The following is a 14,486-nucleotide window of genomic DNA, read 5'->3' as shown; positions in this document are numbered from 1 at the left end:
CATTTTGCCGGCATCGGAAATCGGGGTTGCCTTCCAACCCGCCAAATCATAAAAGCGATGGTGGATCACTGCAATCCTGGAACCGTCCTTCTCCGCAGCTTCCTGCTACAGGTGAGATGAACGACGGCTCCTTTCGCGTCAGGCGAAAAAGGCAACAGGTGATCGCGACGAATTTCGCAGGTGTAAGCCCGTGGCGGGGGAAGCGCCTGCGTGAGGAAAACGGCCGGGATTGTCCCGCGCCGGCTCTGTACGAGCAAACAAGCTGGTCCGGTTTTCCCGGGCTTTGGTTCAAAAAGGTTCTGCTGGTTACGATGGCTTCAAGCGCAATCATGGAAAGGTCCGCAGCAAACCGCGCCATTATGGCTGCGGGCGGCACCGCCATGGCGCTCAGGCAGCGGCCGGCGGACATTCAATTGCCCGGCACCCATGTTCATCCACACTCACAGCGGCGGGCTTTGCCTCGCAAGCTGCGGCTGACGGCTGCCGGGGGGAAACGAAATAATGCCCAACAAAATGCTGATAGACGCCTCCCACCCGGAGGAAACACGAGTTGTCGTCGTTCGCGGTAACCGTATTGAAGAATTCGACTTTGAATCCCAGGACAAGAAGCAGCTCAAAGGAAATATCTACCTCGCCCGCGTAACCCGCGTCGAACCCTCGCTTCAGGCAGCCTTTGTCGAATATGGCGGCAACCGTCACGGTTTCCTCGCCTTCAGTGAAATTCATCCCGACTACTACCAGATTCCGGTCGCCGACCGTCAGGCGCTGCTGCGCGCGGAAGCGCAGGAGGCTGAAGACGAGGACGATGAGGACGGTGATGGCGACGATCGCCAGAACCGCGATCGCGGCCGGCGCGGACGCCGCCGCGGCGGCAAGAGCCGCGACCGAGGCGAACACAAGCGTGATGCAGGTGCGGCCGATTCGGACGCTTCTGGCGATTCCAATGACAGCGGGTCCAATGACAGCGGGTCCAATGACAGCGGCTCCAATGAGGGCGGCGAACACGGCGAGGATGCGGTCGCGCAGAACGTCGATGCCTCAGAAAAAGTCGACACGCCGTCCGCTGCTTCGGAACATGGCGAGGATGTCGCCAGTCATAGCGAGGCAAGTCCTGATGAGACGAGCCGTGACGAGACTGGCCATGGCCGTGACGAAACTGGCGGTGACGAGACTGGGCCTTCCGAAGGCGGTCCGAATTCCATCGCCGCCAGCATCGAATCGGATGTGATTTCCGAAGCCGTGCCGCAGGCTGATGCGGCCGGCGAAGCCACCTCCACCGACAATGATCGCGGCATGCTGGAAGAAGTGCAGTCATCGCATTCGGATGACCATGAGGTCGAATCGGTCGGCGCCGAGGATGCGCTGGAAGAAGCGCGCAACCGCCGCAAGCCGGTGCGCCGCCAGTACAAGATCCAGGAAGTGATCAAGCGCCGGCAGATCCTTCTGGTGCAGGTCGTCAAGGAAGAGCGCGGCAACAAGGGCGCGGCGCTCACCACCTACCTGTCGCTTGCCGGCCGCTATTCGGTGCTGATGCCGAACACGGCGCGCGGCGGCGGCATCTCGCGCAAGATCACCAACGCGCAGGACCGCAAGCGGCTGAAGGAGGTCGTCGCCGATCTCGAAGTGCCGCAGGGCATGGGCGTCATCCTGCGCACGGCCGGCGAAAGCCGCACCAAGGCCGAGATCAAGCGCGACTACGAATATCTGATGCGGCTTTGGGAAAACGTCCGCAACCTGACGCTGCAGTCGACGGCCCCTGCCCTCGTCTACGAGGAAGGCAGCCTGATCAAGCGCTCGGTGCGCGACCTCTACAACAAGGACATCGACGAGATCCTGGTCTCCGGCGAAGAGGGCTATCGCGAGGCCAAGGATTTCATGCGCATGCTGATGCCGAGCCACGCCAAGGTCGTGCAGCCGTTCCGCGACACGACGCCGATCTTCGTGCGCAACGGCATCGAGGCGCAGCTCGACCGCATGCTGCAGCCGCAGGTGACGCTGAAGAGCGGCGGCTACATCATCATCAACCAGACCGAAGCGCTGGTCGCCATCGACGTCAATTCGGGCCGCTCCACCAAGGAGCACTCGATCGAGGACACAGCGCTTCACACCAATCTGGAAGCGGCCGAGGAGGTCGCACGGCAGCTGAGGCTGCGCGATCTCGCCGGCCTGATCGTCATCGACTTCATCGACATGGAGGAGAACCGCAACAACCGCTCCGTCGAGAAGCGGCTGAAGGATCACCTCAAGAACGATCGCGCCCGCATCCAGGTCGGCCGCATCTCGCATTTCGGCCTGATGGAGATGTCGCGCCAGCGCATCCGTGCCAGCGTGCTGGAATCGACGATGAAGCCTTGCCCGCATTGCGGCGGCACCGGCCATGTGCGGTCCGATTCGTCCGTCGCGCTGATGGTGGTGCGGGCGATCGAGGAATTCCTGCTCAAGGATTCGCGCAGCCACATCACGGTGCGGACGCCGGCGGCGACCGCGCTCTATGTGCTCAACCACAAGCGCGGCACGCTGGTGGAGCTCGAAAACCGCTTCGGCCTGACCATCACCGTCGAGGCCGACGATACGGTCGGCGCCCAGCACTATGCGATCTTCCGCGGCGCGCTGGCCGAAAAGCCTGAAGGCTTCGTCGAGGTGCGGACCTTGCCCGCCTATGTCGAGCCGGAAGAGCCCGCCGACGAAATCGTCATCGAGGAGGAGGAAGACGAGGTCGTTGCACCGGCGGAGCAACCGCGCCAGGCGCAGCAGCCGCAGCAGCCAAGGCCCAGCGAGGATGGCGAAGGCCGCGACCGCAAGCGCCGCAAGCGCCGCAGACGGCGCGGCGGCAAGGATCGCGACCGCGAGCATGGCGCCCCCGTGGAAGGTGCGTCCATCTCGGCCACTGCCGATGGCGTCTCCGAGGCCGCAAGCGATGAAGGCGCCGAAGCAGACCACGAGGACCAGGTCGGCGTCACCGAGGCGGTGGAAGCGTCGGATGACGGGCAAGAGCCTGAAGGTCGGGAGCCTGATGAAGGTCTGGAGCCTGACGAAGGTCTGGGCAAGAAGCGTCGGCGCGGCAAGCGCGGCGGCAAGCGCAATCGCCGTGAAGACGGCGAAGGCGAGGTCGATGCAGGCACTGCCGAGTCGGCTGACCGTCCCGAGGTCTTGGAGGCCGTCTCCGGCGAACCGGCAGCAGCAACGCCGGTCGAAGCCACGCCGGTCGAAGAGCCTGTCGACCTTGCTCCAGCCAATGACGACATGCCAAGCGCCGAAAAGCCGAAGAAGCCGCGCCGCGCTGCCAAGCCGAAGAAGGCCGCGGCGGACGTCGTTGCCGAGACGCCGGTAGCGAAGCCGGAAATTTCTGCCGAGGCTCCCGCAGCTGTTTCAGAGGAAACAGCCGTGGCCGCCGTCGACGAGAAACCGAAGGTCCGCCCATCGCGACGCAAGCCCGTACCGGTCGATGCTCCGGTTGAGCCGATCGTGTCCTCGACTGTTGCCGAAGAGGAAAAGACCGAGGAGAAGCCGAAGCGTGCCGGCTGGTGGCAGCGGAAAGGCTTTTTCTAAGCTTTTCGGTAGGTTATCCTGATCTTTTGAACAAAAAAATCCCGCGCTGTCCCATCGACAGCGCGGGATTATTCTTGTCTGAAGCCGGCCAATTCCTATGGCGCGAAAACCGACCAGTTCATCATCTTCGCCAGCCTTTCCAGCGCAATCGACCCCAGCCTGGAATTGCCGTTGGCGTTGAGGCCGGGCGCCCAGACGGCGAGCGAGGCCACGCCCGGCACGATTGCTAAAATGCCGCCGCCGACGCCGCTCTTGCCCGGGATGCCGACGCGGAAGGCGAAATCGCCTGAGCCGTCATAGTGGCCGCAGGTCAGCATCATCGCGCCGATGCGGCGCGCGCGCTCGGCCGACACCACGGAATGGCCAGTCGCCGGGTTCTTGCCGCCACTGGCGAGGAAGCGGCCGGCCAGGGCAAGTTGCCGGCAGCTCATCGCGATGGCGCAATGGTGGAAATAGACGCCCAGCGCCAGATCCGGCGCGTGGCTGAGATTGCCGAAGGATTTCATGTAGTTGGCGAGCGCCAAATTGCGAAAACCGGTGGCTCGTTCCGAAGCCGCGACCTCGCGGTCGATGATGATGGTCTCGTCGTCGGCCAGGAACTGGATGAAGCGCAGGATCTCGCCGATCGCCTCGCGCGGCTGGTGGCCGGCGAGCAGAATGTCGGAAATGACGATGGCGCCGGCATTGATGAACGGATTGCGCGGAATGCCGTTCTCGTGCTCGAGCTGGACGATCGAGTTGAACGGGTTGCCCGAAGGCTCGCGCCCGACACGCTGCCACAACGCGTCGCCGACATTGCCAAGCGCCAGTGTCAGCGTGAACACCTTCGAAATGCTCTGGATCGAAAACGGCTCATCGGCGTCGCCCGCCATCAGCACGCGACCGTCATTGGTCACCGCGGCAATGCCGAACTTTTTCGGATCGACCTTGCCGAGCTGCGGAATGTAGGTCGCGACGTTGCCGCGATCGGTGCGCTCGGCCATTTCGGCGGCAATCTCGGTCAAAGCCTGCTCGAGGTCCGGCATCACGCTATCTCAGCCAGCGCTCGATGCGCATCATCGCCTCGACCATCTCGTCGTGGCTGCCGGCGTAGGAAAAGCGCATGGCTCGATGGCCTTGAAGCGGATCGAAATCGCGGCCGGGCGTCGCCGCCACATGCGCCTCGGCCAGCATCTTGCGCGCGAAGGCCATGCTGTCGTTGGTGTGCCTGGTGACATCGCAGAAGGCGTAGAACGCCCCGTCCATCGGTGCCGCCAGGGTAAAGCCGAGTTCGGGCAGGCGTTGCATCAAAAGCTCGCGATTGCCCGCGTAGCGCGCCTTCACAGCCTCCAATTCCGCGGTTGCCTTGAACGCCTCGATCGCGGCGATCTGGGACAGTTCGGGCGGTGAGATGTAGAGACTCTGGGCGATGCGCTCGACCGGCCGCACCAAGGGTTCCGGCAGCACCATCCAGCCGATGCGCCAACCGGTCATGCAGTAGTATTTCGAGAAGGAATTGATCACCGTCACGTCAGGGCCGCAGGCAAGTGCTGTGCTGTCCGGCGCAGCGTAAGCCAGCCGATGGTAGATCTCGTCGGAGATCACGGCGATGCCGAGCTCTTGTGCCGTCGTCACCAGCGCCGACAGCTCGTCGGCGGGGATAATCGCCCCGGTCGGATTGGCCGGGCTGGCAAACAACACGCCCTTCAGCGTCTTTTCGCGATGCGCAGCCTTCAGATGCTCGGCGTGGAGATAGGCATCACCGTCGAGCTCGATCTCGACGATCTCGATGCCGAGCGCGGCCATGATGTTGCGATAGGCCGGATAACCGGGTGCGGCGATGGCGACACGGTCGCCTGGATCGAACATCGCCAGAAATGCCAGGTTGAAGGCGGCCGACGATCCGGTGGTGACGGCGATCCGGCCGGGTGAAACGGCCAGCCCGTAGTGGTCGGCATAATGCTGCGCGATAGCCTCGCGCAGGCCCGCAAGACCCAATGCGTCGGTGTAGCCGATGCGCCCCATCTTCAATGCGTTCGTCGCCGCTTGCCTGACTCCGGCCGGCGCCGGATCGGACGGCTGGCCAACGGCCATGGAAACGACCGGCACGCCCGTGGCCTTCAGCCGATTCGCTTCCGCCAGAACGTCCATGGCGTGGAACGGCTCGACGTCGCCGCGACGCGAAAGCGATACAACCATTTGACCTCATTTCCTTGTTCGCCCTTGGGTCCGCCCTTTGGGTCAGCCCTTTGAGATCGCCCATCGGCCGGCGCTTGCCGGCTGCCGGCGCCGAGCTTTGACGTCCCGCGCCGCACAAATGCCCGATTGATGTGAGGTTCACAAGTTCAGTAAAGTTTCAGTGCCGACTTTTCATCCTTCACCCGCTCGTCTACCAGTGGACCTGCCATGTTGAGCCGACCCAAATCGACGATAGCCAGGGCAGCACGCGCCTTCGCGACGCTTTCGCTTGCCGCGACGGTCGCTGTGACCGGCACCGTCAGCGCTTTTGCGCAAAATGTGCCGGTGGTGCGCGATGCCGAGATCGAGGCGCTGGTGCGCGCCTATGCGCGGCCGATCTTCAGGGCCGCGGGCCTGCCGGAAGACGGCGTCGACATCGTGCTGGTCAACGACCAGAGTTTCAACGCCTTCGTTGCCGGGTCCCGCCTGTTCATCAACACCGGCGCCCTGATGTCGGCGGAGACGCCCAACGAGATCATTGGCGTCATCGCCCATGAAGCCGGCCATATCGCCGGTGGCCACCAGCAAAAATTGCGCAACCAGCTCGAACGCGCCAAGACGATGGCCATCATCGCGACGCTGCTTGGCGCCGGTGCCATGGTTGCCGGCGCCACCAGCAAAAGCCGGGGCCTGGCCGGCGCCGGCATGGGGGTTGCAGCTGGCGGCGGCGAGATGGCGCAGCGCAGCATCCTCGCTTATCAGCGCACCGAAGAGATGACCGCCGACCGCTCGGCGATAACCTATCTCAATGCCACCGGCCAGTCCGGCCTGGGCATGCTGAAGACCTTCGGCCGCTTTCAGAGCGCACTTTCGCTGTCGGGGGCGCAGGTCGACCCCTACCGGATCAGCCATCCGCTGCCGCGCGAACGCATTGCCAACCTCGAAGTCCTGGTCAAAAAAAGCCCCTACGTCGAAAAGGTCGATCCGCCGGCGCTGCAGCAGCGGCACGACATGATGCGCATCAAGATCGCTGCCTATATGGGAGGTCAGGCCGCCGCATCGCGGCTGATGCGCAAGATGCCGGGAAGCCTCGCCTCGCAATATGGCGACGCGCAGACGAGCTTCCTTTTCGGCAATCTGGCCGGGGCGCTTGCCAAGACCAACGCGCTGATCAAGGCACAGCCGAAGAACCCCTATTTCCAGGAATTGCGCGGCGACATCCTGATGAAGGCGAACAAACCGAAGGCTGCCGCGGAAGCCTATGCCAAGGCGGTCAGCCTCGACCCAGCGCGATCCGGGCTGCTGCCGGTTTCCTACGGCCAGGCGCTGATGGCAGTCGGCACGCCCGATTCCCTGGAGAAAGCGGTGGTGCAGATCAACAAGGGTCTCGCGCGCGACCGAGAAAACGCCGTCGGTTACCGCCATCTTGCGCAGGCCTATGGCGAGCTTGGCAACATTCCGGCCGCCGACCTTGCGACCGCCGAAGGCCATTTCTATTCTGGCGCCTACAAGGATGCCAAGATCTTCGCAATGCGCGCGCAGATGAAAATGAAGCGTGGCGAGCCGGGCTGGATCCGCGCGCAGGACATCATAAACTACGCACCATCAGGCAAGAAAAAGTGAACCTTCCGGCCGTGCGCGGCGACAAGTAGTTGGACCAATCGGGTAGTCGAACCAATCGGGTAGTCGGGCCAATCGGGTCGGACAACCCGGCCGGAAACCAGGCAAGAGGATCAGGATGATGAAGAAGGCAATTCTGCTGGGCACCACGGGCGTGGCGGTCGCTCTCGCCATGCTGGGTTTCGGGTTCGTGACCGGAAGTCCGCAGACGGCAAAGGCCGATGCCGCGCAGATCGCCCAGGCAGCCTCCGCCGACACCAAGATCGACCGGGCTGAAGTCGAAGGCATCATCCGCGACTATCTGCTGAAGAACCCGGAAGTGCTGCTGGAAGCTCAGGAGGCGCTCGAGGCCAAGCAGAAGGAGGCGCAGCGCGTCGCCAGTCTCGACGTCATCAAGGATGCCAAGGACCAGATCTTCAACTCGGCCTTCGACGGCGTCGTCGGCAATCCGAACGGCAAGGTCACCATCGTCGAATTCTACGACTACAATTGCGGCTACTGCAAACGCGCCATGGAGGACATGCAGACGCTGACGACAGCCGATCCGGATCTGCGCTTCGTGCTCAAGGAGTTCCCGATCCTCGGCCCGGATTCGCAGAAGGCAAGCGTCGTCTCGATGGCCTTCCACCTGATGATGCCGGAGAAATACGGCGAGTTCCACAACGCGTTGCTCGGCGCCCAGGGACGCGCCACCGAAGCGGCGGCCATCAAGGTAGCGCTTTCGCTCGGCGCCGACGAAGCGACGCTGCGCGAGAAGATGAAGGATCCGTCGATCGCCGAGGCCCTCTCCAAGACCTATGATCTTGCCAACAAGCTGGCCATCACCGGAACGCCCTCCTATGTGGTCGGCAACGAGGTGGTGTTCGGTGCGCTCGGCCAGGACGTGCTGGCGAAGAAGATCGAAGCGGCCAAGGCCGCACTCTGATCGGCGGCTGGCTTTCTGCGCATGCCATTTTCCGCCTGTTGTGGACAGCGAAAGAACCCACTTGCGCTCTTTTCGCAGGCGTCTAAGCCCATTATAGAGGCCCAGTGCGCCGACTGATGCCGGCGCTGATGTGGTGGATTTGAAGTTCCTGCTGCTTTGGTGGCGTCAGTGTTCAGGAACTTTAAATCCACCACATCAGAAATGTATAAATTGCCAGTGTGGCTTTGAAGCCGAAATTCGTTCAAAGCGCTGCTCTAAGGTATTGCGAATTTCGGATTCGAAACCACACCGGGAAAAGGTCGGCATTTTGAAAACGGTTTTCGTCCTGAACGGTCCCAACCTCAACGCGCTCGGCAAACGCGAGCCCGGCATCTATGGCGGCAAGACGCTGGCCGCGATCGCCGACGATTGCAAGCAGGCAGGTGCGGCACTTGGGCTCGAGATCGATTTCCGTCAGTCGAACCATGAGGGCGACCTCGTCGACTGGATACAGGAAGCCGCCGACAAGGCTGTCGGCATCGTCATCAATCCGGGCGCCTACAGCCACACCTCGATCGCCATTCACGACGCCATCCGCTCCGTCGCGCCATTGCCCGTCGCCGAAGTTCATCTTTCCAACATCCATGCGCGGGAATCATTCCGCCACGTCTCCATGGTCTCGCCGGTCGCCGTCGGCGTGATCTGCGGGTTCGGGCCGCTCGGCTACACACTGGCGCTGCAGGCGCTGGCCGCACGCCTATGACCGGCCAACAAACAGAAGGCTCGAAAATGTCGATAAAAAAGAATGGTGTTGACCAGCAGCTTATCCGCGATCTGGCGGGCATACTGAACGACACCAACCTCACCGAGATCGAGGTCGAGCTGGGCGACTTGAAGGTGCGCGTGTCGCGACAGGCGCCGGCCGTCCATGCGGTCGCCGCAGCGCAGCCCGCCTATGCGCCGCCGGCAGCGCAGCCGGCTGGCGCAGCCGCCCCGGCAGCGGCCGACGTGTCCAAGAACGCAGTGGCCTCGCCGATGGTCGGCACCGCCTACCTGGCGCCATCGCCCGACGCCAAGGCGTTCATCGAAGTCGGCCAACAGGTCAAGGAAGGCCAGACGCTGCTGATCATCGAGGCGATGAAGACGATGAACCAGATCCCCTCGCCGCGTGCCGGAACGGTGACGGCGATACTGTTCGAGGATGCGCAGCCGGTCGAATATGGCATGCCGCTCGTCGTGATCGAGTAGAGCCGGGAACAGCCGAAAAATGTTCCAGAAAATCCTCATCGCCAATCGCGGCGAAATCGCTCTGAGGGTGCTGCGCGCTTGCAAGGAGCTCGGCATCCAGACGGTGGTGGTGCATTCCACCGCCGACGCCGACGCCATGCATGTGCGGCTCGCCGACGAGAGCGTCTGCATCGGCCCACCGCCGTCGCGCGACAGCTATCTCAACATCCACCAGATCGTCGCGGCGTGCGAGATCACCGGCGCCGACGCGGTGCATCCGGGCTACGGATTCCTGTCGGAGAATGCCAAATTCGCCGATATCCTCGCCGCGCACAACATCACGTTCATCGGCCCGTCCGGCGATCACATCCGCATCATGGGCGACAAGATCGAGGCCAAGCGCACCGCAAAGCGCCTTGGCATTCCGGTGGTGCCCGGCTCCGACGGGGCGGTCACCGAGGAAAAGGAAGCCAGACGCATCGCCGCCGAGATCGGCTACCCCGTGATCATCAAGGCGTCGGCCGGCGGCGGCGGACGCGGCATGAAGGTGGCGCGCAGCGAATCCGATCTTGTGGTCGCACTGCAGACGGCGCGCTCGGAAGCCGGTGCCGCTTTCGGCGACGACGCCGTCTACATCGAGAAGTATCTCGAAAAGCCGCGCCACATCGAGGTCCAGGTGTTCGGCGACGGTGCCGGCCGCGGCGTGCATTTCGGCGAACGCGACTGTTCGCTGCAGCGCCGCCACCAGAAAGTCTGGGAAGAGGCTCCCTCGCCGGCGCTCAATGCCGAGGAGCGCGCGCATATCGGCGGCGTCTGTGCCAAGGCGATTGCCGATCTCGGCTACTCCGGCGCCGGCACCATCGAATTCCTCTATGAGAACGGCGAGTTCTATTTCATCGAGATGAACACGCGCCTGCAGGTCGAGCATCCGGTGACGGAGGCAATCACCGGCATCGACCTCGTGCACGAGCAGATCCGCGTCGCCTCGGGCGGCGGGCTTTCCATGCGCCAGGAAGAGATCCGATTTCAGGGCCACGCCATCGAATGCCGCATCAATGCCGAGGATCCGCGCACCTTCACCCCCTCGCCCGGCACGATCACCCACTTCCACACGCCGGGTGGCCTCGGCATCCGTGTCGATTCCGGCGTCTATTCCGGCTACAAGATCCCGCCTTACTACGACAGTTTGATCGGCAAGCTGATCGTGCACGGCCGCAATCGCGTCGAATGCATGATGCGGCTGCGGCGGGCGCTCGACGAATTCGTCGTCGACGGCATCAAGACGACGCTGCCGCTGTTTCGCGATCTCGTCGGCAATGCCGATATCGCCAATGGCGAGTATGACATCCACTGGCTGGAAAAATTTCTGGCCGATGAGGATTAGGACGTGAACTTATAGAATATAATGACGCGATGACCCGTCCCTACGCGCCAGGCTATCGCATCCCGACCGACCTGTTGCTCAAGGCCTACGCCTCGGGGGTCTTTCCGATGGCCGAAAGCGCCACCGATCCGGAAGTGTTCTGGGTGCGGCCGGAGACGCGCGGCATCATCCCGCTGGACGGATTTCACACGCCCAAAAGCCTGAGGAAGGCGATCCGGAAAAACCTGTTCGATATCCGTTTCGATTTTGATTTCGAGGCGACCATCGACGGCTGCGCCGAGAGGCGCGAGGAACGCCGGTCGACCTGGATCAATGCGCCGATCCGCGAGGCCTATGTCGAACTGCATCGGATGGGCCATTGCCATTCGGTCGAAGCCTGGCGCGAGGGTCGGCTGGTTGGCGGCCTCTACGGCGTGTCTCTTGGCCGGGTGTTCTTCGGCGAAAGCATGTTCGCCAGGGAAACGGACGCGTCGAAGGTCTGCCTGGTGCACCTGGTCGAACGCCTGAAGGAACGGCGCTTTTCGTTGCTCGACACGCAGTTCACCACCGAGCACCTCAAACGCTTCGGCGCGGTCGACGTGCCAAGGGGCAAGTATGAAAAGATGCTGGCTGACGCGCTGAAGGGCGAAGCGGTGTTTTTCCCATGATCTGAGCCAAAGGTCGGGTTTTTGGTCAGGTTTTTGCGGCAGGCTCAAGCGGCGTCTGCGCGTGGAACATCATCTTCCAGCCATTGACGCGATGGACATAGCCGGTGCTGACCAGCGCCGCATAAGGCTCGCCATTCTCGCGCGTGGCATGGGCCTCGTAGGTCAGAATGACAATGTCGCTGCCCGGCTCGATGATGCCCTTGAGGTCGATGACGAGATCGCGCCAGCGATTTGGGTCCGTCGCGGTTTCGGCCAGATCGGTGTTGCTCATCGTTTGCGCCATCTGTGGGAAAGCCACCAGGCATTTGGTGTCGGCATTGGCTTTGAAATAGGCAGCGTCGCCGGTCCAGAACCCTTTTTCGAGATCGAGGAGTTCGTTCTTGTTGGCCATCATGGGAACATCTCCGTAACGCCAGCCATGACCAACGCACGGAGAATAAGGCGGTTCCGGAAGGCTCAGTAGGGATCCCGAAGAGGCGATCCCGCACGCCAGGGATTATAACTGGCTTGGCTAATTGGTTTTGGCCGCGTCGGGTGCCGGCACTTCCGACTTCTGCTTGCAGCCCTTCAGCCAGACGTCGTAGACGGCGTGCTCGACGGCGTTGAGGCCGGGGCTTTCGGCAAACATCCAGCCGGTGAAGATACGGCGGATCTTGCGATCCAGCGTGATCTCGTCGACCTCGACGAAAGAATCGGTCTTCGGCTCTTCGGTTTGCGGCTGCGAATAGCAGATGCGCGGCGTCACCTGCAAAGCGCCGAACTGCACCGTCTCGTCGATATAGACATCGAAGGTGATGATGCGGCCGGTGATCTTGTCGATGCCGGCGAATTCGGCGACAGGATTGGTGATGCGTTGTGGCGCCGCTGGTGCCGCCGGCGCCACTGTCGCATCCGGTTCCATTGTCGCATCCGGTTCCATTGGCGCATCCGGGTCCACTGGCGCCTCAAATTCCGTCGGCGCCCCCGGGTCCACTGGCGCCTCAAATTCCGTCGGCGCCCCCGGGTCCACTGGCGCCTCAAGCGTCTGAGCGGCGGCGATGCTAAAAGCCGCAAAAGCGGTGGCGGCCACCGTCAGTCCGCCTATCGAGATTCGGCTGAAAATGCTCATGTAGGGATCCGGTGGTTTGCGCCCGGGGTGATTCTGTCGCGCCCCAAGGCTAGTCGCTGCTGTCAGATCGACAAGCTGCTAAACGCCAATTGTGGCGATAAAGGATCGATCCGCCCATGGCGAGCGGTTAGAGACCGTTTGGAAACTCTACTCTGGCGGCCATCTGACGGCGCTTTCTGCGCTTCCGGTGCTTCGGACCAGCGCATGACCCCGGAAACCGATTTCGGTTTCCGGAAAAGATCATGCGCCAACCAAAGTGTTAGAGCGTCCCTTGCGGGTCCAATGGACGCGCGGCGCTCTAATGTCCGCTCCGCGCCGGTTCTCGAAACCACCACCATATGACTCGCCAGAGCGAATTTCAAAACAGTCTCTTACGACCCCGGCGTCCAGGCGTCGTAATCGCCGGTCACCTGCGGGCGGTGCTGATTGCTGAGTATGGAGCCCTTGGGGCGATAGGCCGCGGCACTTCCGGTGAGGTTCGGCTGATGCGGCTTCTGCCAGTCGCGTGGCTTGTAGTTGTCGCTCGTCGGCGGGACATCGACGCGGTGATGCATCCAGCCATGCCAGCCGGGCGGAATCATCGAGGCTTCCGAATAGTCGCGATAGATGACCCAGCGGCGGGTGCGGCCTTCCGAATCGACACCACCCTCGTAGTAGACGTTGCCGGCCTCGTCCTGCCCGACTTTCTTGCCATGCCGCCAGGTGTGAAAGCGCGTGCCCAGCGTCTGGCTGTTCCACCAGGTGAAAAACTGCAGAAGGAAAGTCTTCATCCAAAATCCTCGCGGCAAGTCCTCGTGGCGGCAGCGGTGGCGCCTGTTTCCTGCTTATGGCGTCAGGCCATCGCCAAGGCAAGGGTTTTGCCGCATGAGCCGTGCAAATGGCCGTCGGAAAACCGACGCACCGTGGCAAGCCTTTCGCGTCCTGTCGAGGCATGCCTTGCCAAGACTGCCTGGTCTTTCTAAAGCTCAGCGCGCCGCATGCAGGTACCCAGCCTGATTGACGGTTGAGGGAGGGAATGATGGCCCCAGACGCATCCGGCGCCGATCCGCGGATCAGTGCCAGCTCCATTCGCCTGCGCAAGGGCGGCGAGCCGATCGTCTGCCTCACCGCCTATACCTATCCCATCGCTCGCCTGCTCGACGATCATGTCGACCTGCTTCTGGTCGGCGACAGCGTGGCCATGGTTCTCCATGGCCACATGACCACGCTGGGCGCCTCGCTGGAGATGATGATCGCCCACGGACAAGCGGTGATGCGAGGGTCAGCCAAGGCCTGCGTGGTGGTCGACATGCCGGCCGGAAGCTATGAGGCAACGGCGCGCCAAGCCGTCGCCTCGGCGCGGCGGATTGTCGGCGAAACCGGTTGCCAGGCCGTCAAGCTGGAGGGTGGCGTGACAGTTGCCCGACAGATTGCGGCGATTGTCGCTGCCGGCATTCCGGTCATGGGACATATCGGCTTGCAGCCGCAATCGGTGGAAAGCGACGGCGGCTACAGGATCAAGGGCCGGACCGACGAGAATGTGGCTGCGCTTTATCGCGACGCCGAAGCGGTCGAAAAAGCCGGCGCGTTTTCGGTGGTCATCGAAGGCACCGTCGAGACCGTCGCCGCCGACCTCACCCGGCACATTTCCATTCCAACCATCGGCATTGGCGCCAGCGGCGACTGCGACGGCCAGATCCTAGTCATCGACGACATGGTCGGCCTGACCGTCGACCGGGTGCCGAAATTCGTCAAGCAATATGCCGACCTGCGCAGCGTCATATCGCAAGCGGCAGCCAGCTATGCAGCGGAGGTGCGCAGCCGGACATTCCCCGGCCCGAGCCACGTTTTTTCGGCCGCAGCCGACAAGGGCGAAGCATGAGCGGGGGCGAAGCATGAGCCGGGGCGAAG

The 14,486-nt window shown here is 62.8% G+C and carries 13 protein-coding genes; 8 read left to right on the top strand and 5 right to left on the bottom strand.

The window, feature by feature from the left end:
- Positions 1–501: 501 nt before the first annotated feature.
- Positions 502–3,549 carry an Rne/Rng family ribonuclease gene (locus AC0L2R_RS02150; protein ID WP_473507586.1) on the top strand — a complete coding sequence of 1,016 codons (3,048 nt, stop codon included), beginning with the start codon at positions 502–504 and terminating at the stop codon, positions 3,547–3,549.
- A gap of 95 nt (positions 3,550–3,644) precedes the next feature.
- Here the strand turns inward: AC0L2R_RS02150 and AC0L2R_RS02145 are convergent, their stop codons facing one another.
- Positions 3,645–4,574 carry a glutaminase gene (locus AC0L2R_RS02145; RefSeq protein ID WP_473507585.1) on the bottom strand — a complete coding sequence of 310 codons (930 nt, stop codon included), beginning with the start codon at positions 4,572–4,574 and terminating at the stop codon, positions 3,645–3,647.
- Positions 4,575–4,578: 4 nt separating this feature from the next.
- On the bottom strand, positions 4,579–5,727 hold the full coding sequence (locus AC0L2R_RS02140) for a pyridoxal phosphate-dependent aminotransferase (RefSeq protein ID WP_473507584.1): 1,149 nt from the start codon (positions 5,725–5,727) through the stop codon (positions 4,579–4,581).
- A 207-nt stretch (positions 5,728–5,934) separates the two neighbouring features.
- Between AC0L2R_RS02140 and AC0L2R_RS02135 the strand changes: the two genes are divergently transcribed.
- The 6 genes from AC0L2R_RS02135 to aat all read left to right on the top strand — a co-directional run bounded on the left by AC0L2R_RS02135 (position 5,935) and on the right by aat (position 11,488).
- Positions 5,935–7,329, top strand: a complete 1,395-nt coding sequence (locus tag AC0L2R_RS02135) for a M48 family metalloprotease (protein WP_473495172.1) — start codon at positions 5,935–5,937, stop codon at positions 7,327–7,329.
- Between the two features lie 118 nt (positions 7,330–7,447).
- The gene (locus AC0L2R_RS02130) at positions 7,448–8,251 is read left to right on the top strand and encodes a DsbA family protein (RefSeq protein ID WP_473507583.1); all 804 of its coding nucleotides are present in this window, start codon (positions 7,448–7,450) and stop codon (positions 8,249–8,251) included.
- Between the two features lie 307 nt (positions 8,252–8,558).
- Positions 8,559–8,993, top strand: a complete 435-nt coding sequence (aroQ, locus tag AC0L2R_RS02125; RefSeq protein WP_031254564.1) for a type II 3-dehydroquinate dehydratase — start codon at positions 8,559–8,561, stop codon at positions 8,991–8,993.
- Positions 8,994–9,019: 26 nt separating this feature from the next.
- On the top strand, positions 9,020–9,478 hold the full coding sequence (accB, locus tag AC0L2R_RS02120; protein WP_023798158.1) for an acetyl-CoA carboxylase biotin carboxyl carrier protein: 459 nt from the start codon (positions 9,020–9,022) through the stop codon (positions 9,476–9,478).
- Between the two features lie 19 nt (positions 9,479–9,497).
- Positions 9,498–10,841: an acetyl-CoA carboxylase biotin carboxylase subunit gene (accC, locus tag AC0L2R_RS02115; RefSeq protein ID WP_473507582.1), complete on the top strand. Its 1,344-nt coding sequence runs from the start codon at positions 9,498–9,500 to the stop codon at positions 10,839–10,841.
- A 29-nt stretch (positions 10,842–10,870) separates the two neighbouring features.
- On the top strand, positions 10,871–11,488 hold the full coding sequence (gene aat / locus AC0L2R_RS02110; protein ID WP_473507581.1) for a leucyl/phenylalanyl-tRNA--protein transferase: 618 nt from the start codon (positions 10,871–10,873) through the stop codon (positions 11,486–11,488).
- A 25-nt stretch (positions 11,489–11,513) separates the two neighbouring features.
- On the opposite strand, the gene AC0L2R_RS02105 is transcribed toward aat, so the two are convergent.
- The 3 genes from AC0L2R_RS02105 to AC0L2R_RS02095 form a co-directional block, all read right to left on the bottom strand.
- Positions 11,514–11,882 carry a hypothetical protein gene (locus AC0L2R_RS02105; RefSeq protein ID WP_473507580.1) on the bottom strand — a complete coding sequence of 123 codons (369 nt, stop codon included), beginning with the start codon at positions 11,880–11,882 and terminating at the stop codon, positions 11,514–11,516.
- A 117-nt stretch (positions 11,883–11,999) separates the two neighbouring features.
- Positions 12,000–12,407 carry a DUF2155 domain-containing protein gene (locus AC0L2R_RS02100; protein ID WP_473507736.1) on the bottom strand — a complete coding sequence of 136 codons (408 nt, stop codon included), beginning with the start codon at positions 12,405–12,407 and terminating at the stop codon, positions 12,000–12,002.
- A gap of 560 nt (positions 12,408–12,967) precedes the next feature.
- Positions 12,968–13,366: an NADH:ubiquinone oxidoreductase subunit NDUFA12 gene (locus AC0L2R_RS02095; protein ID WP_419696923.1), complete on the bottom strand. Its 399-nt coding sequence runs from the start codon at positions 13,364–13,366 to the stop codon at positions 12,968–12,970.
- A 248-nt stretch (positions 13,367–13,614) separates the two neighbouring features.
- On the opposite strand from AC0L2R_RS02095, the gene panB reads away from it, so the two are divergent.
- A complete protein-coding gene (gene panB / locus AC0L2R_RS02090) occupies positions 13,615–14,457 on the top strand; it encodes a 3-methyl-2-oxobutanoate hydroxymethyltransferase (protein WP_473507579.1) in 843 nt (280 codons plus the stop codon).
- Positions 14,458–14,486: the final 29 nt, after the last annotated feature.

This window comes from Mesorhizobium sp. WSM4820, assembly GCF_055811075.1.
This window is presented reverse-complemented; position numbering and strand designations above follow the sequence as displayed.